At 52.6% G+C, this 22,501-nt stretch carries 19 protein-coding genes and 1 other RNA gene; 7 read left to right on the forward strand and 13 right to left on the reverse strand.

Going from position 1 to position 22,501, the window contains the following annotated elements; all coding sequences use genetic code 11:
- Positions 1-57 precede the first annotated feature (57 nt).
- The 3 genes from K355_RS0101365 (at position 58) to K355_RS0101380 (ending at position 3,439) form a co-directional block, all read left to right on the forward strand.
- The gene (locus K355_RS0101365; RefSeq protein WP_022730319.1) at positions 58-597 is read left to right on the forward strand and encodes a hypothetical protein; all 540 of its coding nucleotides are present in this window, start codon (positions 58-60) and stop codon (positions 595-597) included.
- Between the two features lie 530 nt (positions 598-1,127).
- Positions 1,128-1,745: a hypothetical protein gene (locus K355_RS0101375; protein WP_022730321.1), complete on the forward strand. Its 618-nt coding sequence runs from the start codon at positions 1,128-1,130 to the stop codon at positions 1,743-1,745.
- An 11-nt stretch (positions 1,746-1,756) separates the two neighbouring features.
- Positions 1,757-3,439, forward strand: coding sequence for a methyl-accepting chemotaxis protein (locus tag K355_RS0101380; protein WP_022730322.1), 1,683 nt, complete (start codon positions 1,757-1,759; stop codon positions 3,437-3,439).
- A 341-nt stretch (positions 3,440-3,780) separates the two neighbouring features.
- Here K355_RS0101380 and K355_RS22855 read toward each other — a convergent pair whose 3' ends face one another.
- The 11 genes from K355_RS22855 to tkt all read right to left on the reverse strand — a co-directional run bounded on the left by K355_RS22855 (position 3,781) and on the right by tkt (position 15,190).
- Positions 3,781-4,356: a hypothetical protein gene (locus K355_RS22855; protein WP_022730323.1), complete on the reverse strand. Its 576-nt coding sequence runs from the start codon at positions 4,354-4,356 to the stop codon at positions 3,781-3,783.
- Positions 4,357-4,504: 148 nt separating this feature from the next.
- The gene (locus tag K355_RS0101390) at positions 4,505-5,668 is read right to left on the reverse strand and encodes a peptidoglycan -binding protein (protein WP_022730324.1); all 1,164 of its coding nucleotides are present in this window, start codon (positions 5,666-5,668) and stop codon (positions 4,505-4,507) included.
- A 4-nt stretch (positions 5,669-5,672) separates the two neighbouring features.
- Positions 5,673-6,857: a hypothetical protein gene (locus K355_RS0101395; protein ID WP_022730325.1), complete on the reverse strand. Its 1,185-nt coding sequence runs from the start codon at positions 6,855-6,857 to the stop codon at positions 5,673-5,675.
- A 12-nt stretch (positions 6,858-6,869) separates the two neighbouring features.
- Positions 6,870-8,099: an OmpA family protein gene (locus K355_RS0101400; protein WP_245562881.1), complete on the reverse strand. Its 1,230-nt coding sequence runs from the start codon at positions 8,097-8,099 to the stop codon at positions 6,870-6,872.
- 274 nt (positions 8,100-8,373) lie between these two features.
- On the reverse strand, positions 8,374-9,183 hold the full coding sequence (locus K355_RS0101405; protein WP_022730327.1) for an inositol monophosphatase family protein: 810 nt from the start codon (positions 9,181-9,183) through the stop codon (positions 8,374-8,376).
- A 96-nt stretch (positions 9,184-9,279) separates the two neighbouring features.
- Complete coding sequence (efp, locus tag K355_RS0101410) at positions 9,280-9,846, reverse strand: elongation factor P (RefSeq protein WP_022730328.1); 567 nt, start codon at positions 9,844-9,846, stop codon at positions 9,280-9,282.
- A gap of 195 nt (positions 9,847-10,041) precedes the next feature.
- Positions 10,042-10,686, reverse strand: a complete 645-nt coding sequence (gene thiE / locus K355_RS0101415) for a thiamine phosphate synthase (protein WP_022730329.1) — start codon at positions 10,684-10,686, stop codon at positions 10,042-10,044.
- 64 nt (positions 10,687-10,750) lie between these two features.
- Positions 10,751-11,185, reverse strand: a complete 435-nt coding sequence (locus K355_RS0101420; RefSeq protein ID WP_022730330.1) for a hypothetical protein — start codon at positions 11,183-11,185, stop codon at positions 10,751-10,753.
- A 23-nt stretch (positions 11,186-11,208) separates the two neighbouring features.
- Positions 11,209-11,931, reverse strand: coding sequence for a polyamine aminopropyltransferase (locus K355_RS0101425; RefSeq protein ID WP_022730331.1), 723 nt, complete (start codon positions 11,929-11,931; stop codon positions 11,209-11,211).
- 156 nt (positions 11,932-12,087) lie between these two features.
- On the reverse strand, positions 12,088-13,095 hold the full coding sequence (gene gap, locus K355_RS0101430; protein WP_022730332.1) for a type I glyceraldehyde-3-phosphate dehydrogenase: 1,008 nt from the start codon (positions 13,093-13,095) through the stop codon (positions 12,088-12,090).
- Between the two features lie 112 nt (positions 13,096-13,207).
- Positions 13,208-15,190 carry a transketolase gene (tkt, locus tag K355_RS0101435; RefSeq protein ID WP_022730333.1) on the reverse strand — a complete coding sequence of 661 codons (1,983 nt, stop codon included), beginning with the start codon at positions 15,188-15,190 and terminating at the stop codon, positions 13,208-13,210.
- Between the two features lie 431 nt (positions 15,191-15,621).
- Here tkt and K355_RS0101450 point away from each other — a divergent pair, with 431 nt between their 5' ends.
- The 4 genes from K355_RS0101450 to K355_RS0101460 all read left to right on the forward strand — a co-directional run bounded on the left by K355_RS0101450 (position 15,622) and on the right by K355_RS0101460 (position 17,556).
- A complete protein-coding gene (locus K355_RS0101450; RefSeq protein WP_022730336.1) occupies positions 15,622-15,888 on the forward strand; it encodes a DUF4164 family protein in 267 nt (88 codons plus the stop codon).
- Positions 15,889-15,891: 3 nt separating this feature from the next.
- Complete coding sequence (locus K355_RS0101455; RefSeq protein WP_022730337.1) at positions 15,892-16,239, forward strand: cell division protein ZapA; 348 nt, start codon at positions 15,892-15,894, stop codon at positions 16,237-16,239.
- A 209-nt stretch (positions 16,240-16,448) separates the two neighbouring features.
- A non-coding RNA gene (gene ssrS, locus K355_RS25320) (6S RNA) lies at positions 16,449-16,608 on the forward strand.
- A 132-nt stretch (positions 16,609-16,740) separates the two neighbouring features.
- Positions 16,741-17,556 (forward strand): TIGR00282 family metallophosphoesterase, encoded by an 816-nt coding sequence (locus K355_RS0101460; protein WP_022730338.1) that lies wholly within the window; start codon positions 16,741-16,743, stop codon positions 17,554-17,556.
- Between the two features lie 87 nt (positions 17,557-17,643).
- Here K355_RS0101460 and K355_RS24930 read toward each other — a convergent pair whose 3' ends face one another.
- Together K355_RS24930 and K355_RS0101470 are read right to left on the reverse strand one after the other, a co-directional pair.
- On the reverse strand, positions 17,644-19,866 hold the full coding sequence (locus K355_RS24930) for a methyl-accepting chemotaxis protein (protein ID WP_022730339.1): 2,223 nt from the start codon (positions 19,864-19,866) through the stop codon (positions 17,644-17,646).
- 351 nt (positions 19,867-20,217) lie between these two features.
- The gene (locus K355_RS0101470) at positions 20,218-22,242 is read right to left on the reverse strand and encodes a methyl-accepting chemotaxis protein (protein ID WP_342664628.1); all 2,025 of its coding nucleotides are present in this window, start codon (positions 22,240-22,242) and stop codon (positions 20,218-20,220) included.
- Between the last annotated feature and the right edge of the window lie 259 nt (positions 22,243-22,501).

Below are 22,501 nucleotides of genomic sequence, written 5' to 3' on the forward strand. Positions count from 1 at the left end.
TACGTTGGTGTCCGGGATACGAGCCCGGGCACCAATTTATAAAGACGCCAAAATAAAATGAACCAATCTACCCAAAGAAAATATCGCGAGCAGGTCGAAGAGTTTCTGTCACGGCTTGAGCACCGTGCACGCGTACTGGTTGCGTTGGCTGATGAGCTTGAACGCCAGGCAACCAAATCTGATGTTACGGGGTATCGTCCGTTTCGCGAAGAGGTTGATAATTTCAAGGCCTTGTCGTTGGTTATCTCGGAGCGGTTTGCCAAGCTTGAAAAGCATCCAAAAAAAGAAGAGCTGGAAGAGCAGTTTCATAAGCTTCAGGTCGTGATGCTGCGCATTGTGATTAAGACCAGTCTGAAATTCTTCTTTGTTATGAGTGCAAAGACAGTGTTGCCTCTCGGGGCGCGCGAAATGTTTCAAAGCGAACTTCGAACGCTTTATGAGGCAGAACGCATGATTTCTGATCCGCGTTACATCAGTCAGCTTGATGAGTCAGCGCGCGATGACTTGGAAATGGCCAAGGAAATTCTCGAAGAAATCATTGAGCACGCGCCAGCTTTGCTCAATTTCGGCGATAGAAAGAAAAAGCGGAAGAAGTAATGGGGGATTTTTATCGGGCCATTTGACTCTTCAGAAATTGATTTTTGCAAAATGCAAAGATTTGATATTGCATAATGCGAATTTATTTTTTGCAAAATGGGAATGTGGCGTTTGGTTGACGTATCAAGGGAGCGTAGATCTGGTTGAAAACCGCTTAAATAAGGAGTTTCCTGGGTACGACAAAAGTTGGCACGCTTCATGCTTTGTCTGTATCGGACAGTTGTTCTTTGCAGGGGCGCGTTTCGTGCCTGGAACAACGTAATCTTCTGCAGTTTGCTCGTGTCCCAACCAAACTCAGCGGCGGTTTTACCCGCCGCTTTTTTCTTGCCGAATTTCAAAATTATACCCGCTTCTGGTTGTTCTGATTGCCCGGAATAACATATGTTTAATGTGGAATGCTGTCTGTTACGCTTCCATTGACCGGCCTTTTCGCAAAAAAGTTGTAGATACTCCATTTCTTTAGTATATATACCTATACTTTGAGTTAGTATCTTTCATGCGCTGGCGATTTTGGTTTAGGAGTGGGGTCGATGCAGTCTCTAAAAAATGTGTTTTGCTCGGGAATTCTTGCCGCAGGGTTTCTGTGTCTGCCGCAAGTTTCCTTTGCCAAATCGGAACTCCCCGGCGATCCATCGGAACTTATTACGGACAAGTTTATTCAGGACGCGCGTGAATGGCTTGCCAACCCGGTTGTCTCTTTATCGATCAACTCTCAGAACCGCCTACGAAAAGATTTGACGCAGGAAAAGATCGATGCTGCCGACAAGCAATGGCGTGAAGAGCGTGAAGCCGAAGATCAACCTCTCGTCGCAGCAATCGTTACCAATCCGCTCTCTGGTTATCTGACACAGGTCCAAGCAAGATCTGGCGGCTTGCTTGCTGAAATTTTTGTCATGGATGCTGTCGGTCTGAATGTGGGGCAGAGCTCCATCACCTCAGATTTTTGGCAGGGTGACGAAGCGAAGTTCCAGAACACATTCCCGAATGGACCTGACGCCGTCTTTATTGATGAAGCGGAATATAACGAAGACTCTGACACGTGGCGTTCACAGCTCAGCATGACCATGAGCAATGAAGAGCGTCAACCAATCGGGGCTGTGACCATTGAAGTCAATTTGAACGAACTTGCACGTCGCAGTGGCCAGTAGGGAGAAGTGTGATGAATTTTTTCAAGAACCTTTCCATTCCAGCAAAACTGACAACCTGTTTTGCCGTGATGATTGCAGTTATTCTAATGGTTGCTGCTGCGGGCATATTTGCGACCATGAAGGTCCAGGGCGCAAACGAACAGCGTGATTACTTGTCTGAGTTCGAACGCGATTATCGCGGCCTTGATCTTTCATATCTTCAAGCGCGTCAGGAGCTTATTTACTTTCTGACCACTGGTGACCGTGAAGGTTTGAAAGGCTACGAGGAATCGCTTCAGGAAATCGATATCCGTACAGATGTTCTCAAAGGGTATGGAACCATAAACCCTGAAATCGCCGACTTGATAGAACAGATGGATGGCGCAATTGATCGGTGGGAAGAAATCGCTGCCGAGCAGGCCAAGCTGATGCGCCATTATTTAACCGTCAACCATGCGCGCGCAATTGAGGCATCCGGTGAGCCCCGTGCTTTGGCAGACGAGGTCAGTATGCTTGCTGATGAGTTGGCAAAGAACATTGATCAACTTGTCCTCGACGTTGAAGCACAGGTCGCACAGGCGATGAATATTTTCCAGATCACATTGGGCGTCGGGGTCATTTTGTTGATTGCGATGGCCGGTCTGTTTGGCGGGACATTGTCACGCATGATTGCAACGCCAATCCGTAAAATGACAGACGCCATGGGCAGTTTGGCATCCGGTAATCTTGATATCGAAATTCTGGATATGAAACGGGCCGACGAAGTCGGGGCGATGGCCAAATCTCTCGAAGTGTTCCGTGAAAATGCCCGCGAACGGGCGCGTATGGCCGAGCAGGAAAAAGTCGAAGCCGAACGTCAAATTGAACGCAGCAAGCGCATGGGCGTTTTGGCTGCTGGCTTTGACGAGAAAATCCAAGACGTCCTGACGTCGGTGAATAAAGCACTGGATGAAGTACGCTCTGCGTCCGAAACCTTGTCGTCCCATGCTGTGCGGGCCAATCATGATGCCCAGAATGTCTCTGAACAGGCAGAGGAATCCTCAACCAATCTTGAAACGGTTGCATCTGCAACCGCACAGCTTTCGGCCTCCATCTCCGAAATTTCGGCGCAAATTGCGCGTGTTACTGAAATCACGCAGATGGCCGTTGAAGAAACCGAACTCACCAACGAACGGGTCGCGAAGCTCAACGATGCCGCGCAAAGTGTGGGTGAGGTGGTCAATCTGATTAGCGATATTGCTGACCAAACCAATCTCCTTGCCTTGAACGCAACAATCGAGTCCGCCCGTGCCGGTGAGGCTGGCAAAGGATTTGCCGTTGTCGCTGGTGAGGTCAAAAACCTCGCATCACAAACCGTCAAGGCAACAGAACAAATCACGGCAAAAATTTCGGAAATGCAAAGTGAAACTGGTGCCGCATCCGACGCCGTGCGTGGATTTGCCGATACCATTCACAAAATCGATGAACTGATGTCGGTGGTTGCCAGTGCCGTCGAAGAACAAGGGGCTGCAACAGAGGAAATCTCACGCAGTGTCGAAGGGGCTGCCAATGGCAATAATGCAATCACTGATGCTGTTAAAAACGTTGCAGATGCCACAACGGAAAGCGGGGACCTATCCAACGGTCAGCTTGACAGTGTCGGTCGATTGGCTGCTGCTAACGACGAGTTGCGAAGCCATGTGACCGGTTTCCTCGACGACGTTCGAACCGTTTAACGATTCATCTGTTTAATGCAATGACGGCCAGAAAAGCTTGATGAATAGACTGCTGGTCAAGGCTTCTTACAACCCCCGTCATATTTTGGCGGGGGTTGTTTTTCCCCTTCTACTAGGTGTTAAGTACGGTTGAAGTGGAGGTTTTCGCACACATTCTACCTTTAATCTTGCCTCTATCCAGAACCACGACTTATGGTCGTGTGGTGGCCCAATCCATAATACGAGTCTCTTCGAGAACAAAAAAACAGTCCCCGGAAATGAGGACTGTTTTTCTGATCATTGATTTGATCGATACGCAGGCACTGTCATAGCAACAGGGAGCGGTGCTGACGAAGGGCCCGTTAAAGCATGTCGCGTTTGGTGTGTGAATTTGCCACTTCGTGGGTGCCGACCAGTTCGGCCTGATGCCGGGTAAGGATATCCTTGGCCCGGTTTTCCGTTGGTTCATCAGGTGTTTTGGCCCAAAGCAACAACCCGCCCTGATCAAGGGCATCTTGCAATTCAGTGGAATATCGTTTCCCGATGATTGCGGCAATGACACCGCCTGCAGCGGCACCAACACCACCGGCACCGATGATGGCTGAAATGGTCATAGCAATCGGTCCACCTGCTGCAATCACAGCCCCCGCGGCGCCAAATGCCGCGGCATACATTGGGGCGCCAACAAGGGCACCTTCGGCATTGCCGATCGGGGTCGGTGTCGTATAGGCCAGCGGCGGCATGTTCGGGTCGGTGTCTATGTCTTCGGCCTTACGGTAAATGTGGCCGAGTTTATCTTCGATGGTGTGTTCGGTTGTCAGCAGGCTGAGATCTGTTTGCGCGAAGCCCGCAGAACCAAGGTCTTCTGCTGCATGTTGCAGAGCAGAGAGATCGTGAAAAACACCAACGGTTTCCCGACGGGGATTGAGAATGGTCATCGTGGCCTCCTTTATTCTGAAAGGCTCCTTTGTGACCAACGTGCTGGTGTGTCGATTGGTTCCAAGATTTTTCTACGACGTAAAACGGCCTAAAAACGAAAACGGCACCCACATAGGGTGCCGTTGATGGAGTGTTTTGCTGGACTACCTATCGTTCGGTGATCTTGAACTCGATACGCCGATTGCGGCGATAGGCGATTTCGTCATCGCGGTTATCAAGGGGTTGGTACTCCCCGAACCCGGCTGCGACCAAACGGTTGGGTGGAACACCCTGGTCGATCAGGAATTTTACCACCGAAATCGCACGTGCGGCTGACAGTTCCCAGTTCGATGCGAATTGCAGGTTGCGGATTGGCACTTTGTCGGTGTGACCATCGACCCGCATGACCCAATCAATATCGTCTGGGATGTCAGCGGATATGGTCTTAAGCGTCTCGCCAAGTTTCGCCAGCTGTTCCTGACCGCCTTCGCCAAGATCAGCTGAGCCAGAACCAAACAGGACCTCGGACTGGAACACAAACCGGTCGCCGACAACCCGGATATCCTGACGATCGCCCAGAACTTCGCGCAGGCGGCCAAAGAATTCCGAACGATAGCGCTGCAATTCGGCGACCTTGGTTGCAAGTGCCGCGTTCAGGCGCTGCCCAAGGTTTACAATCTGGGCTTCCTTATCGGCGTTTTCGACTTCGGCGGCCTCAAGGGCGGCTTCGATTTTTTGCAACTGCTGACGCAGGGCTAGCATCTGCTGATTAAGGGCGGCGACCTGTGCCTTTGCCTCGGTGCTGAGTTTCTTTTCCGTTTCAAGGGCGGCGGCACGCGATGCCAGAAGGGCGGAAAGTTCGGCGATCCGGGCATCCTGATCTTTGATCTCTTCGTTTTTATTTTCGCGGATCTCGGTCAGCTCGGCGTCCTTGTCTTCAATCGATGCCAGTGCTGCGAGCAGTTTCTTTTCAATGTCGTCAGCTGAAAGCTGGGCATCGGCAAGTTGGCTGGCAAGAGTTGCTGCACGTGATTTCAGGTCATCGCGCTGGTCACTGGTGTTGGAAAGCTCGGTTGTGAGCTGGGTCAACTCCAGTTCCATGCGCTGATTGTTGCCACGCTCAAGCGACAGAAGGTTGGTAAGCTCGTTGACCTGTGCGGTAAGGTCACTGAGCGCCTCATCACGTCCTGATAGGGCTGCACCAAGGTACACCTGCGCAATAACAAAGATCATCAGAAGGAAGATGATCACCATCAGAAGCGTTGCCAGCGCATCAACAAAGCCCGGCCAGGTGTTTACATCGCGATTACGACGGCGTGAAAGCCCGATCATGCGATCAGCCCTCCTCGGCGATGGCGGCGATGGTACGGGCCAGAAGTTTGATTTCGCTTCTGATTTCCTGTGTCGATTGCTGACGGCCCATGGTCAGTTCTTCGCCAATACGGCCAAGCTGGCTATCAAGCGAACGAATGTGGGCGCGGGTATTATCATCAATGCCAAAGCTACCCATTTTCATCGAATCTGCCAGTTGATCGAGAACCGGTTTGAGGTGCATCTGGTTTTCCGCCAGTTTAACCATCAATTGCTGTTCGGCTTTCATCTGATCGGTGAGCGTTGACAACTTGTCGGCCAGATCAATCAGGGTGTTATGGCTTTTGATCTGTGAGCTTTCCGAGCGCTGGATCGAGTTTTGCAACCCCTCCATATTGTCGGCCATCTGTTCGATCAGGGCTGAAAGATACGCCGGAACAGACTGCTCACCATCACCAACAGCACTTCCCGATCCAAGACGGGTAAAGCTTGAAAGCCATTCTTCAAGATCGTTGAAGAAACGGTTTTGCGCCTGACCGGCCTGCATGTCCAAAAGACCAAGGGCAAGCGATCCGGCAAGACCAAACAGCGAAGATGAAAAGGCTGTGCCCATGCCGCCAAGTGGCTCAGCAAGACCATTTTTAAGTTCGGAGAACCAAAGATCCATGTTGGACCCGCCGCCGACATTGACGTCACTGATGACGCCGGCAACCGAATTCACTGTTTGCAGAAGGCCCCAGAAGGTGCCGAGCAGGCCAAGGAAAACAAGCAAGCCGACGATATAACGCGACAGTTCACGGCTTTCATCCAGACGCGAACGGATGGAATCAAGGATGGTCCGGGTCGACATGGTAGAGAGTTGCGGGCGATCACGGCGTTGTTCGGTCATCATGCTGGCCATCGGGGCGAGCAGTTTGGGCGGAACTTGCGATGTCAGGCCAGGGCGGTTGCGGCGGAAATCTTCGATCCAGGTGACTTCCGGGGCCAGACTTGCGGCCATGCGGAATGTATAGATAACACCCACGAAAAAGACGCCGATAATCAGGCCGTTCAGAACAATATTGGCCATAAAGGCATCAGACAGGGCAGGGTAAAGCAGGGCGCCAACCCCGACAATAATGGCCACAAAAACGGCCATACGTGTCAGATAACTTCCGGGTTTGGTAATGGGCGTAACTGTGCCGGTACCATTGGCCGAATGATTGCTCATAGCGGATTAATCCTAGCGTTGAACTGTTTTGATATCGACGCGGTCTGCCGGGCCGGACGGAACATTCGCACCCAAGGCGCGAACGTCAATGCGTGTGGAACGCACACCCTTGTCGATAAGATAGGAACGAACCTGAAGCGCACGCGAAAGCGACAGTCGGCGCGCCTTAGAGGCATTTGCACTGTCGCCTTCGGCGTATGCCTGCAACTGAATGCGCAGGCTGTCGTCGTTGCTCATGGCGGCAATGACCTGATTAAGCTCGCTTTGGGCGGCACTGGTCAGTTCAAAGCTGTCACTGGCAAAGCCAAGGCTGTATTCGCCTGCACCGGTTGAGGTGCTCGCAGCAGGTGCTTTGGAGGCTGGTGGAAGCGATGCTTCCTCAGCCGCCGGTGCGGCAGCGGGTGCAGGTTTTGGTTCAGGCTTGGGTGCTGCCGGTGCGACTTCTGCCATTTGGGCTGGCTGAGACGTCGTATCGGGCGCAGATGTCGGTGCAACCGGAATTTCTGATCCACTGCCAATCGGTTCAACCACCGGTGCTGCGGGGGCTTCGGATGCCTTGCTTTCGGCACTCGGAAGCGGCGGCGCCTTTGGCGGTTCAACCATGGTGGTCTCTGTCGCCGGTGCGGTCGATGCGCTTGCTGTCTCGGTCATGGTCGAAGCCGCCGGAGCAGGCGCAGGTTTGGTCAGTGGCGTTGGTGCAGTGCCAGAAGATGAGGTGGGTGAAGAGGGGGCTGTTGCTGCGACTGTTGTCGGCGCTGCGGGTTTGGTTCGCGGGGCTGCGGTTGCCTCGGGCTGGCGCAGGGCGATTGTCTGGTTCGCACCGTCATCCATTGACGGCGGCATGGCGGTATCAGACACACCGGGCACACCATAGAACTGTGACTGACTTGGGACGGCATTACCGCCAGCACCGTCAATCACAACAGTTTCAAAACCACCGTCATATGAACCATTCCCTGCGGATGAGAACTGGTCTTTGGCAAGGAAAGCTGACTGCGGGCGGGTTTCGGGATAGATCAAATCACCGCCCGGCATGACAATATGCTCACGCGATACCGTGGGGGACAAATATTGCGGAACGGTTGTCTGTCCGCCATATCCGTCGGCAACGTCCCAATTGACCTGTACGTTGCTGTCTACAGAAACGGGGGAGTATTGTTGTGCGGAAGCATTGCCGCCGAAGAACGCGCTGGTTCCGAGTGCAGTCATTAATGCCAGCACCGAAATCTTGGAATACCCCATCAAATCGCAGGCCCCTTAATACCCTGTGTTTGAAACCGTCTTGTATAACGTTTTTCTATTTCACACAGTTTTGTGTCGATCGTTAGGCACCCGATAATTCTTATCGAATACCCCCCCTGTTGTCTGGTTGCCTCGCATTGGGCGACGGCGTGCAGTACCAAGCACCATAGCTTAGAGCCAGGTAATGGACAACCGCTTTGACGGCAAAAGAAAAAGGGCCCCTTCGACAAAATGCGAAGGGGCCCTTTCAAAAAACGGTAATAAAAGCCGACAGTTAGTCGGTAACTGCTTTTTTTAGCGCCTTGGCCAGAACCGGCTGGATATAGTCGTTAGCAGCGACGACACTGCCCGTACCCAGCATGTTGGTGCCACCTTTGGCATCGCGGACATAGCCACCGGCTTCTGAAATCAGAATAAGACCAGCCGCGATATCCCACGCATTGATGTGCGATTCCCAATAACCGTCATAACGGCCAGCTGCGACATATGCCATATCAAGCGATGCGGCACCCATGCGGCGCACGCCAGCGCAACGGTCCATGACCGTGTGCAGCTGTTTTTCGAAAACGGCATGGTCGCCGTGTCCAATATGAGGAACACCACACGCCAAAACGCATTCATTCAGGCGACGACGGCCCGAAACACGCAGGCGACGGTTATCAAGAAACGCACCAACGCCTTTTTCCGCCCAGAAGAATTCATCCTTGGCGACGTCATAAATGATGCCGGCAATGATTTCATCACCCTTCTGAAGGGCAACAGAAATGGCAAAATGCGGAATGCCATGCAGGAAGTTGGTGGTGCCATCAAGCGGATCAATGATCCAGCGATGTTCAGGGTCGGACCCCTTGATTTCACCGCCTTCTTCAAGCAGGAAGCCGTATCCGGGGCGGGAGCGTTCAAGCTCTTCGCGCAGGCGTTTTTCGGCACGAAGATCAGCCGAAGATACGAAATCTGCCGGGCCTTTCATCGAAACCTGAAGGTTCTCGACTTCACCGAAGTCGCGTTTTAGTCCATAGGCAGCCTTTTCGACGGCCTTGAACATGACGTTGATATTTGCTGAACGACGGGCGGCGCCTCGCACGGCATATCTCCCGGAATTTGAATTAAAAGGAGGGTCGGGACCCATTCCATTCATATGGATGGGCCCAATCCTTAAACCAGAGGACGGGAAAAGTCCTTAATCCTTGGCACGCTCAAGATAGGTGCCTTCGACAGTGTTCACGACGATGCGCGTACCCGATTCAATATGCGGGGGCACCATCACACGAACACCGTTTTCAAGGACGGCTGGTTTGAAAGAAGAAGACTGGGTCTGACCTTTGACCACGGCATCTGCTTCAACAATTTTGAAGACAACATGCTCGGGCAGGGTTACGGCAAGCGGCTCATCTTCAAACGATTCGATGGTAACAACCATGTTATCCTGAAGATAAACAGCAGGCTCGCCAACAAGGTCGGCGTTTACTGTGATCTGTTCGAACGTTTCGCTGTCCATAAAGGTGATCATGTCACCATCAGCGAACAGATAGGTGTATTCTTTCTGCTCAAGACGAACGCGCTCAACGGTTTCCGATGCTCGGAAACGCTCGTTCAGCTTGGTGCCGCTACGAATATCTTTAAGTTCAACCTGGTTAAAAGCACCGCCTTTACCTGGTTTGACAGCCTGACATTTTACCGCACGCCACAGGGCACCTTTATGTTCGATAAGGTTACCCGGACGGATTTCGTTGCCGTTGATTTTCATGGCACCAACCGTTCTTTCAGATCACAGATTCACAATGTAATAGGGGGGCACTTGCCCCATTTAAGAGGCGTTAACTACCAGTTTGCTGTCTGTGCTGCAAGCAGATTGAGCATGGGGATCGTGCATAACTCCCCATCGTTCACGCATGGCTACCGGCAAACATTTGTCCGCCCAGCCGTTTTTACGGTTCGCGGATTATTCGATGTCGGTTGCGATGATTGCTGCCTTGATCGCACGTGCACCGGCCTCAGGGCCATCGGGGTGATTCCAGACACCGCCCGTGACCGCGACAAAGTCTGCGCCAGCCAGAACGATTGGCGCCAGATTTTCCGCCGTAATACCGCCAATCGCAACGCAGGGCACGGTGGTAAATGTCGTCCAGATTTCAAGGATTTCCGGCGTGACGCTAGTTTTGGCTTCTTTGGTCTGGGTCGGGTAAAACGCGCCAAAGGCAACGTAATCAGCCCCTTTTTCACCAAGTTCCATGGCACGATGGCGACTGTCATAGCACGACACACCAACAATGTGTTCTTCGCCCATGATGGCGCGCGCCTCGTCATAACTGACGTCGTCCTCGCCGACATGCACACCGTCACATCCCGACTTTTTAGCAATGTCGGGCCGATCATTGAGAATAAGCGGAATGTCCAGGCCGTTACACAAGGGCAAAATCGCATCAATTGCCTTGCGGATTTCGTCATCGCCAACATCTTTCAGGCGCAATTGCAGGCAATCGACCGCACCGGTATCAAGAACCGACTTCAGCTTTTCCGTAAAGCTGGGAAGTTCGATTTTCGGCGGGGTCAGAAGGTAAAGACCGGCATGTTCGTCTGCGTTCACGATGATAATTCCTGATGATTTCCTGTCAGTTATGTAACCCCTGACACGGCGTTTGGCAATGATACTAGTCCGTCAGATGTAGCCGTAATCGACGGTCCAATTCATGATCGGGCAGGACGTCATCACCCATCTCATAGATCGAACTGTCTTTGGGAAGGTCGAGGGCGACGTGGCAATTTGACTGTGCGGCAAGGTCTGACAAGCGGTCAAATTGCGAAGGTGTATCCGGCTCGACAATCACACCATCAAGGCCAATTTCAATGGCCGTCAAGGCACCCGATACCCGTCCACGGCAATCAAGAATTGCCTTGAAATCCGAGTTTGGAAATTCCTGACGCACCTGATCAATAACAGCGCCAAACCAACCAGCCCCAAGCGACATTGCGGCATTTAACGGCGACAGCAGCGTAAAGGGTACGCTTGCCATCCCCCGGCAGGCCGCACGGGCACCGGCAATACCGTGAATGCGAATGATCAGATCAGCGTGTGATGATGTCATGGCGATATGGTTTTAAGGCCGCCTTATGAAGATGTGCGCGCGATATAGACCGTATTGATGTCTTCGCGGTCTATAACCGGATGTTTGAAGGTAATCACCTCGGCCCGGACGCTGTCAAAGGCGGATTTAAGGTTCGCTTCAAACCATGCTTCGGGCATTTCGGTTGACCACAGGGCAAAAATCCCGCCCGGCACAAGGTGACGTGCCAGTCGTTTTAACCCGTCTTCGGTATAAAGCCGCGCATGATCGGGATGCAGGACATTGGAAGGTGAATGATCAACATCCAACAGGATGGCGTCATGTTTAACGTTCGGCTCGGCCGGGTTCATGCCCGGCGTGTCGGCAAAGGAGGCGGCAAAGAAATCACCATGCACCAGCGCACAGCGCGGATCATGTGCAAGTTGCTCACCAAGGGGCAGTAAGCCTTCCTGATGCCATTCGATAACTTCGTTTAACGTATCAAGAACCGCAAGTTTGCCGGTTTTCGGGTTATCAAGGGCTGCCTTGGCGGTATAGCCCAGACCAAGCCCCCCAACCACGACATTCAAATTATTTCGGTCAAGCTCGGCCAACCCAAGGTCGGCGAGTGCCACCTCGGCATCGGTGAACAGGCTCGACATCAGATATTCGTCATCCAGCTTGATTTCATAAACATCGATCTCAAGGCTGAGTTCACGCCGCCTGCGCAGGCTGAGCACCCCCATCGGGGTTGGCCGGTAATCAAGTTCTTTGAACAAAAGGCTCACGATTGACTCCTGTGCGCTTGGTCGAGCGTTGTCATTTTGGACGGGCAGGGATGGGCTCAACTGTGCCGTACTGCCCAGGAAAAGAAAAGTGCCCGAAGCGATACATACTTCGGGCACTTTGCAAAATCATCAATCAGATAATCTGACCAGAGATGCTTACAGGAACTTCGCCATGGCGACAGCAGTGTCGCTCATACGGTTCGAGAAGCCCCACTCGTTGTCATACCACGACAGGATACGCACAAAGTTGCCACCGATGACCTGAGTCTGGGTAACGTCAAAGGTCGAGCTGTTCGGGTTGTGATTGAAATCAATCGAAACCAGCGGTTCGTCGCAGACGCCAAGAACGCCTTTGAGCGGGCCGTTTGCGGCTTCTTTGATCGCAGCATTGATTTCATCAACGGTGGTGTCGCGACCTGCAACAAAGGTCAGATCGATCATCGAGACATTCGGGGTCGGAACACGCACCGAAGTACCGTCAAGTTTGCCGTTCAGTTCCGGCAGAACAAGACCAACAGCCTTGGCCGCACCGGTCGAGGTCGGGATCATCGAAAGCGATGCTGAACGAGCACGGCGCATGTCTTTATGCAGGCTATCAACCGTGTTCTGGTCACCGGTAAATGCGTGAACAGTGGTCATGAAGCCCTTGGTGATGCCAACGGTTTTATTGAGAACATCTGCAACAGGTGCAAGGCAGTTGGTGGTGCAGGATGCGTTCGAAACAATCACGTCACTGGCAGACAGGCTGTCGCTGTTAACGCCGTAAACAACGGTTTTGATATCACCCTTTGCAGGGGCGGAAATCAGAACGCGTTTGGCACCCGCCGTCAGGTGTTTGCCAGCACCGGCTTCGTCAAGGAAGATACCGGTGCACTCAAAGGCAATATCAACATTCAGTGCTGCCCATGGCAGGTTCGCCGGATCACGTTCAGAGCAAACCTTGATCGCCTTGCCGTCGATGACGAGGTTTTCGCCTTCGGCTTTGACGTCATTGGCAAGAACGCCATGAACAGAATCATATTTCAGAAGATGTGCGTTGGTGGACACGTCGCCCAGGTCGTTGATGGCAACCACTTCAACATCGGTGCGGCCGCTTTCAACGATTGAACGCAGAACAAGACGGCCGATACGACCAAAACCATTAATCGCTACGCGAATAGCCATTCATCCCTCCAAAATTATACTGATTGCTACCTGGGGAGTATCAATCACGACTTGGGGCTTAAACCCAAAGAAAAAAGGCCGGATCGGCATATTACCGATCCGGCCCTCTGAATTAAACCAGTTCCTTGGCCGCTTTGACCAATGCCTCGGCAGTGATGCCGAAATGCTCATACAGAACCGGAGCCGGTGCAGAAGCACCAAATCCATGCATGCCGATAACCTTGCCGGTATCGCCAACATATTTTTCCCAACCAAACACCGAAAGGGCTTCGATGGCAACGCGCGGTGCGCTGCCCAGAACGCCCTTGCGATATTCCGGTGACTGGGTGTCAAACAGTTCCCAGCTTGGCAGCGAAACCACAGCAGCATTAACGCCGTCGGCTTTCAGCTTGACCTGTGCGTCAACTGCGATTTCAACTTCCGAACCGGTCGCGATCAGCGTGACCTGACGATCACCGTCACAATCGGAAATCACATAACCGCCACGTGCGACAAGGTTGTCTTCGCGGTATTCGGTACGAAGGGTCGGCAGGTTCTGACGGGTAAGGGCCAGAACGGTCGGGCCGGTTTCGTTGGTGATTGCCATTGCCCATGCTTCTGCGGTCTCAACCGCGTCACCCGGACGGATGACAGTGACGTTCGGCATTGCGCGCAGCGAAGCAACGTGTTCGACCGGCTGATGGGTCGGGCCGTCTTCGCCAAGACCGATGGAATCGTGGGTCATGACGTAAACAACGCGCTGGTTCATAAGAGCCGACAGACGGATTGCCGGACGGCAGTAATCGGTAAAGACCAAGAAGGTCCCACCATAGGGCAGGACGCCGCCATGCAGGGCCAAACCGTTCATGGCCGCAGCCATGCCGTGTTCACGGATACCGTAATAGATGTAGCCACCTTCATAACCACCGTCGGCGGTGATCGGGGCCTGAACACTGGTCTTGGTGTTGTTCGAACCGGTCAGGTCGGCAGAGCCGCCGATCATTTCCGGGATTGCCTTGGTCAGCACTTCAAGAACGTTCTCGGACGCCTTGCGGGTGGCGACCTTTGGCTGATCTGCTGTGATCTGTTTTTTGTAGTCGTTAAAGGCTTCGATCCAGTTTTCCGGAAGCTTGCCTTCGATGCGGCGCTCGAACTCGTCTTTCAAAGCGGCATCAAGACCTTCGAAGCGACCACCCCAAGCATTGAAGTCGTCCGCACCGCGTGCACCAGCAGCGGTCCATGCGTCACGCACGTCAGCAGGGATATCAAACGGCTCAGACGTCCAGCCGAGTTTTTTGCGTGCACCAGCAAGTTCTTCGGCACCGAGTGGGGAGCCGTGCGTTGCCGAGGTGCCACCCTTGGTCGGCGCGCCAAAACCGATTTCGGTTTTGCAGGCGATCATCGACGGGGTGTTGGTGTTTTTTGCTTTGGCAATCGCTGCTTCGATGGCGGCCGGATCGTGACCGTCAATCGACTGAATATCCCAGCCAGCAGCTTCAAAGCGCTTGGTGTGATCTTCAGACGTCGAAAGCGACGTCGGGCCATCAATGGAAATGCCGTTGTCGTCAAACAGGACGATCAGTTTCGACAGTTTCATGTGGCCAGCCATCGAAATGGCTTCCTGCGAAATACCTTCCATCAGGCAACCGTCGCCCGCGATCACATAGGTAAAGTGATCGACAACGTCATTGCCATAACGGGCATTCATGATGCGTTCGCCAAGGGCGAAACCAACCGAGGTCGCAATGCCCTGACCCAGCGGGCCAGTGGTGGTTTCAATGCCTTCACCGTGGCCAAATTCAGGGTGACCAGCAGTGCGCGAGCCCATCTGACGGAAATTCTTGATCTGATCAAGATCGAAATCTTCGTACCCGGTCAGGTGCAGAAGCGAATACAGAAGCATCGAACCGTGACCTGCAGACAGGATGAAACGGTCGCGGTCTGGCCAGTTCGGGTGCTTTGGATCGAACTTCAAGAATTTGGTGTAAAGAACAGTCGCAACATCTGCCATGCCCATCGGCATGCCTGGATGTCCCGAGTTTGCTTTTTCGACAGCGTCGGCCGAAAGGAAGCGGATGGCATTGGCCATGCGATTGTGTTCTGCTTGCGTCGTCATGTGATGCGGTTCCTGGGGGTTTCGCGGTCGGGCGATGAAAACACTTAAATACGGTTATTCAAACATTAACGGAATTCGCGCGGAAGATGCCCTTATGGGCGCCATTCGTCAACCGCTTCTGTCAAAAAACGACGCCGATTACCTTAAATCCGGCTAATGGATATTCTCGTGGTACATTGCTTTCGTGCAGCATGTTGACGTTGGCGCGATTGAGGCACTATGTTTTCAGAGGTTTACCGTCATTGTGTTGGAATGATTGATTTTGCGTTCGCATGTTCTTGGTGGCGCAGAAAAGTTGATCACTGCAATGGTAACGGATACTTCGGCCATTTTCATGACATCATCGGTTGGCTTTATGGTCGATTATGATGATTCGCCGCAGATCATATCGGTCTGTGGCCCTCGAAACGTATAATATCGGGTAGGAATTTATGTCGCGGTTGCAACAGGCAAGTGATCGGCTGAAGACAGCATTGGACAGTCTTAATACCGCCGTGGAGTCGGTGCTGGATCAGGATGCACAGGACCAGTCATCTGACGTGCAGGAAGTCGAAGCATTGCGCAGTCAGCTTTCAGCGCTGCGTGCGGATTACGACAAGCTTACCCACACCACAGAAACCGTTTCGGCACGGCTTGATGGCGCGGTTGACCAGCTAAAATTCGTTCTTTCAGAAGAACCCGTCAAGGAGCAGGCATAACCCATGGCACAGGTTTCCATTCGCATTAACGGTCGCAGTTATGACATCGCGTGCGATGACGGTCAGGAAGAACGCATCCATTCTTTGGCAAATTATGTCGATGAACGGGTTAAGGAAATCTCTGGCGCGGTCGGCCAGATCGGTGAACAGCGTTTGCTGGTGATGACAAGTTTGTTGATTGCCGATGAACTGGGTGATGCCCATGAGCAGCTGCGTGCGCCAAAACCAGAACAGCCAACCGCTGCCGAGCCGGGAAGTCTTTCGGCTGCTGAAAGCGACGCGCTGGCGGAAAATATTGAAAATATGGCCGGTCGGATCGAAGGCATCGCCGCAAAGCTGATCAGGGATTAATTAGTCTGTTACGGGCAGGGCTGCGCCATTGTTGTGCTTTGTAAATTGCCAAAGTGTGGTGCAAAGGCCGGGCATGGACCTGACAAAGACGGGGCCTTGGCAAGGGACGAATTCTCAAGGTACTTGAAATTACCCCAATCGAGGACTAAGTTCCGTTCGCTGACCCGTTTGCGATGCGCCGTTCGCGGTGATCAAGAACGACAGCATTAAGGGAGCTGCCCTGTGCGTCAGGTTCGCTAATTCCCGGGGCCGATGCTCATTTCTCTAGGGAGCTGTCCCTGTCGAGGCCGTGGTCTCGTTAAACGGCGCCCACCTGCACACGCAGGTCACGAGGAATTACCATATGACCAACGGCAGTGTGGCTCCCGCTTTATTTATTGAAGATATCTGAACATATCCCGTCTCCTTTACGTAATGCAGTTGCGGTGCGTCCCGGGTTTGGGTGCTGCCCCTAAAAAGCATGTCCGCATTCTGGTCATGTGAAGAAACACAGGAAATAATATGCGTTTACTCCATCTCGGCGATGTTCTGGGTCAGAGCGGTCGTATAGCTGCCTTGGAAGCATTGCCGATGCTCCGCGATCGTTTGTCTGTTGATGTCGCGGTGGTGAATGTCGAAAACGCAGCCCATGGCTTTGGCGTTACGGCCAAAATCTGCAAGGAATTCTATGATGCTGGCGCGGATGTTCTGACCACAGGCAACCATGTCTGGGATCAGCGCGAAATTATTGCCTATATCGACGAAGATGAAAAACTTCTGCGTCCCTGGAACTTCCCTGATGGCACACCGGGGAAGGGGGATTACGTTGTTAAAACCCGTTCGGGCAAGAAAGCCTGCGTGATCAACATGATGGGCCGTTTGTTTATGGACCCGCTTTCTTGCCCGTTTCTGGGCGCGAACAAGCTGTTTTCCAAGTATAAGCTTGGCAAAAACGTTGATGCCATCATCCTTGATTTTCATGCGGAAACCACATCGGAGAAGATGGCGTTTGGGCATCATTGTGACGGGCGTGCATCACTCGTTTTGGGCACGCATACGCATGTGCCAACTGCTGATGCGCAAATCCTACCAAATGGCACGGGCTATCAAACCGATGTTGGTATGTGCGGCGATTTTGATTCGGTCATCGGCATGAAAAAAGAAACCTCGGTCCGGAAATTCCTGACCAAAATGCCATCCGGCCGGTTTGAACCCGCAGAAGGCCCGGCGACGGTTTGCGGTGTTTTTGTTGAAACTGACAATAACACCGGATTGGCCAAGCGTATTGAATCAGTGCGGATCGGCGGACGCCTTAAGGGCAGCTGGCCAAGCGCCTAGCCATCAATGTTAGATTGACCTGAGAATCACAAAGGCCCGCCAAATCGGCGGGCCTTTGTTTTTGGTGTTTGACGCCTTATCAAATGATCAGGCAGCGCGGTCGCGGGCCTGCTGACGCAGATCTTCAAGAATGTTGGTGATGCGGTTGCGCATTTCACTGACTTTCTCGGATGCGACCTTGGATGTTGTCAGAACTTCGCCAGACAACTGACCGGTTTTACCCGTCTCGTTGGCAACCTCGGTGATGGATGCTGATACCGAACGGGTTCTGTCCGCTGCACCACGCACATTTCGCGTGATCTCATCGGTTGCTGCACCCTGTTCTTCGACGGCTGCTGAAATTGTGGTGGCGATTTCATTGAGGCTGGCAATGATCGTTCCGATATCACCGATGGCTGTCACAGACTCACCTGTTGCCTTCTGGATACCCGAAATCTGACCGGCGATTTCTTCGGTCGCTTTTTCGGTCTGATTGGCAAGGTTTTTAACCTCGGCGGCGACAACGGCAAAGCCTTTGCCCGCGTCACCCGCACGGGCGGCCTCAATCGTTGCGTTCAGTGCCAGAAGGTTAGTTTGTTCGGCAATGTCGGTGATCAGCGCGATAACCTCGCCAATACGACCGGCCGATTGCGACAGGCTGTGTACCAGTTCGTTGGTATGCTGAGCACGTTGAGACGCCTCGTTAGAGATACGTGTCGTCTCTGCCATCTGACGATTAATCTCGGCGTTGGATGCCGAAAGTTGCTCGGTTGCGGCCGCAACCGTTTCAACGTTGCCGGTGGCTTCCTGTGCCGATGTTGCGACATCTTCGCTCTGGGTTGATACCAGTTCGGCACTGTGGGTCATCTGACCCGAAACACCCTGAAGCTGATCGGCAAGGGTGGCGATTTCATTGACCGCTGTTTCGACTTCATCCTGAAGTGTATCAGCCAGACCAAGAAGCTCGTCGCGCAGCGCTTCATTGCGTTCACGGTTAAGGTGCTCTTCTTCGGCCTGCATATCGCGGACCTTGATCGCATTTTCCTTAAACACATCAACAGCACGTCCCATGGCGGAAATCTCGTCATGCCCTTTGGACGGAACATCGACGTCAAGATCACCATCCGCCAGCGAAACCATGGTTTTTTGCAAACCGGCCAAACGACGCAAAAGGTTGCCACGCACATAGACGACAAAGATCAGTAACGGGATAAGGATTGCTGCGGCACCAACCCCATACATGACATAGGTACTTTGGGTGTTGAGTGTGTTTGCATCACCCGCAGCCCGGTCTACACCGGTTTGAAGGGCTTCGACCATCGCATTGACGCCATTTTCCATGGCGGTTGCGTATTCTGCAGTATGGACAACGGCAGCGGCCTGTTCTTCGGACAGTTCAAGTTCGCGCATCCGTAATGCTGGGATGCTTGCATCCCCAACCGTCAGCTCACGAATATCCTTGATCAGACCAAGGTAAAACTTCTGAAGTTTCTTGTTTTCAAGGCCATTGATGGTTTTTTCGGCTTGATCAATTGTGCCACGGATCTGAACACTGGTGATTTTTAGGCGCGTCGAATCACTTGATGACGCGGTGCTCAAAATTGTGTTGGTGATTTCCCCGCCAAGACGTGCCAATTCGAGAATCGGGGCACGGTCGCTGAGCGTTGTATCAAGCGTAAACAGCAGATCTTTGCTTTGAGTCAGCTGATCAGGTGTCAGATAATTGCCGCTTTTGCGCAGTTCTTCGACCTGGGCTGCAACAGTGGAAATTTGATTTTGTGACATCGATGTCAATGGTTTGATCATTGATGCAAAGCGACCGCTCAACTGTTGGAACTGATCAAGTTTCTCGGAAATTTCAGCGGAAATTTCAAAGCGGTTCAGAGTTTTTTGGTGAAGCTCCTCCAAGCCACCGGCAAGGTCCTGACCGCTTTTTTCGATATGCGACAGGGATTCAGGTGACATCCCCGATTGCGCCAGTTGTTCAAGCTTTTCGCGCAAGCCATCGAGCAACATGTCGAGTTCGATTTTGACAACCTGCTCTTCGGAAAGTGTTGATGCCGCGACAATCCGCGGTGCGGATGCGACGATCTTTACGCTTTCGGTTGCCAGTTGCTGTGCGGTGAACATTGGTGGCAGTTGTTCATAGGCAATCTCGTCAAGCCGAGTGCCAAATTTATTAAATGAAAATACGGAAACGGCTGCTGCCAATACAGCAATAAGGCCAACGAGGAAAAAGGCGCCGGCCAGCTTTTCGCGTACGCCAAACCCCGATTTTCCCGCCGCTTTCGACGCAGACGGCTTGTTGTCGCGTTTTATATTCAATCCCATTATTTGGTATCCCCATAGACGAATAAGCCGGGTGCCGACACATTTCTGTATCGACGCACGTTGTACGGGTCTCTCAGATGAAACTTCCCGGGAATGCCGCTTTCGGAGGACATCTGTTCTGCCAGTGTGTGGGGCGGCAGTTCAGATGAGGAAAGGTGGCTTATGTTATTGTTATTAGACAAAGCTATAGCATAGCCTTTGCAACACAAGCACGAATTTTTCCCCTTAGTCCTACGTATAGGTTGTTTGTGCGCTGCCGCTCAATGCCAAGAGTAGGGGGGAACAAACTGGCCATAAAAAAAGGCCCGCCTGATGGCGGGCCTTTCGTCAGGATCACAAAGCAGTTTTGGATCAGGAAGCTGCACGATCATGTGCCTGTTGGCGCAGATCGTCGAGGATTGTATTGATCCGTGACCGCAGGTTTTCGACCTTTTGCGAGGCTTCTTGTGCCGTCGACAGAACCTGGCTTGAAAGTTCGCCAGTCTTGCTGGTTTCCGCGGAAACCTCGGTAATCGACGACGATACCGAACGGGTCCGATCCGCCGCACCGCGAACGTTGCGGGTGATTTCGTCGGTCGCAGCACCCTGTTCCTCGACCGCAGCCGAAATGGTGGTTGCGATTTCATTGAGGTTCTCAATGATCCGACCAATATCACCTATGGCCGTCACCGATTCACCGGTTGCCTTCTGAATGCCGGAAATTTGCCCCGAAATTTCTTCGGTTGCTTTTTCCGTCTGGTTGGCAAGGTTTTTGACCTCGGCGGCGACAACGGCAAAGCCTTTGCCAGCATCACCGGCACGGGCGGCCTCAATCGTTGCGTTGAGTGCCAGAAGGTTGGTCTGTTCGGCAATGTCGGTAATCAACGCAATGACTTCGCCAATGCGATCTGCCGACTGTGACAGGCTGACTACCAATTCGTTGGTTTCCTGTGCACGGGTCGATGCTTCGCCGGAAATCCGGGTTGATTCCGCCATTTGACGGTTGATTTCCGCGTTCGATGCCGACAGCTGTTCGGTCGCTGCGGCAACTGTTTCAACGTTGCCGGTGGCTTCTTGTGCCGAGTTGGCGACTTCTTCGGTTTGACCCGAAACCAGTTCGGCACTTGAGGTCATCTGTCCCGACACACCTTGCAACTGATCACCAAGGGCGGCGATTTCATTCACAGCACTTTCGACTTCGTTCTGAAGCGTATCGGCAAGGCCAAGAAGTTCATCGCGCAGCGCTTCGTTGCGTTCATGATTAAGGCGTTCTTCTTCGGCCTGCATGTCGCGGACCTTGATCGCATTATCTTTGAACACGTCAACCGCACGGCCCATGGCGCTGATTTCATCGTTGCCTTTGGACGGTATCACAACTTCAAGGTTGCCGTCCGCCAGTTGAACCATCGATTTCTGAAGTTCTGAGAGACGACGCAGCAGATTGCCACGAACATAGACAAAATAGATCAGAAACGGGATCAGTATTGCGGCAGCACCAACCCCATACATCACGACTGATCTTTGCTGTGTTAGTGTGTTTGCCGCATCTGCAGATGTATTAACATCGTTTTGCAGGCTGTCGACGATCTCCGACACAACACCTTCCATCGCGGCGGCAAACTCGGCACTTTCCTCTACGATATCAAGTTGCTCATCGGCAAGTTTAAGCTCCTTGGACCGAAGAGAAGGGATGCTTCTGCGCCCCATTGCAAGCTTCTTGATGTCACCGATCAGGCCTTCATAGAACTTTTTGAGTTTGGCATTCTCAAGCTCTTTGACGGTGTTGCCGACAACGCCGACCGCACCACGTACCTGAACGCCCATGATCCGAAGTTGCATCCGGTCATCAGACGATGCTGCTGAAAGGACGGTGTTGGTGATTTCTGCTCCGCTGTTGGAAAGAGCAAGGATCGGTGCCCTGGCAGCCATCAGCTCGTCAAGTTCGAACAACAGACCTTTGGTCGATGCTTCCTGTGCTGCGGTTAAGGAAGGCCCGCTTTGACGGAGTTCCTGAACCTGCGCCGTGACACCGGTAATTTGGGTCTGCGAAGCCGAAAGGATTGGCTGGATCATTGAGTTGAAGCGACCGGAAACCTGTTGAAACTGGCTTAGCGAGTTTGAAAGCTCGTCGGCAACTTCAAACCGCTCAATCGTGGTTTCATGAAGTTCGGTAAGCGCTTCAGCAAGGCTTTGTGCATTACTTTCAACAAGTGCCAGCGTTTCTTCTGGGAGCCCGGCTTGTCGTAACTCGGCCAAATTGTCGTTAAGTCTAGCTAGAAGTGTATCGACTTCGGCTTTGACGGCTTGCTCTTCTTCAAGCTTGGAAGCTGCAAGGAAACGTGGCGCAGATGCGACGATTTTAGCACTGCTAGAGGCCAATTGCTGGGCTGCAAACATTGGGGGTAATTGCTCATGGGCAATTTTACCTAACTGTTTGCCAAATTGTGTGAAGGAGAAAACAGACGTAGCGGCTGCAAGGACTGCAATGAACCCGACCAGCAAGAAGGCTCCCGCCAACTTCCCGCGAACGCCAAATCCTGATTTTTTGTTGTTTTTTGACAAAGAAGGCTTAACGCCGCGCCTGATGTTTAAAGCCATATCTTATCTACCTCTTAGACCTAAGAGCCGAGCACCGACACCTCATCGTGCCGACGCT

The sequence above is a fragment of the Thalassospira lucentensis MCCC 1A00383 = DSM 14000 genome (assembly GCF_000421265.1).
Lineage (GTDB): Bacteria > Pseudomonadota > Alphaproteobacteria > Rhodospirillales > Thalassospiraceae > Thalassospira > Thalassospira lucentensis.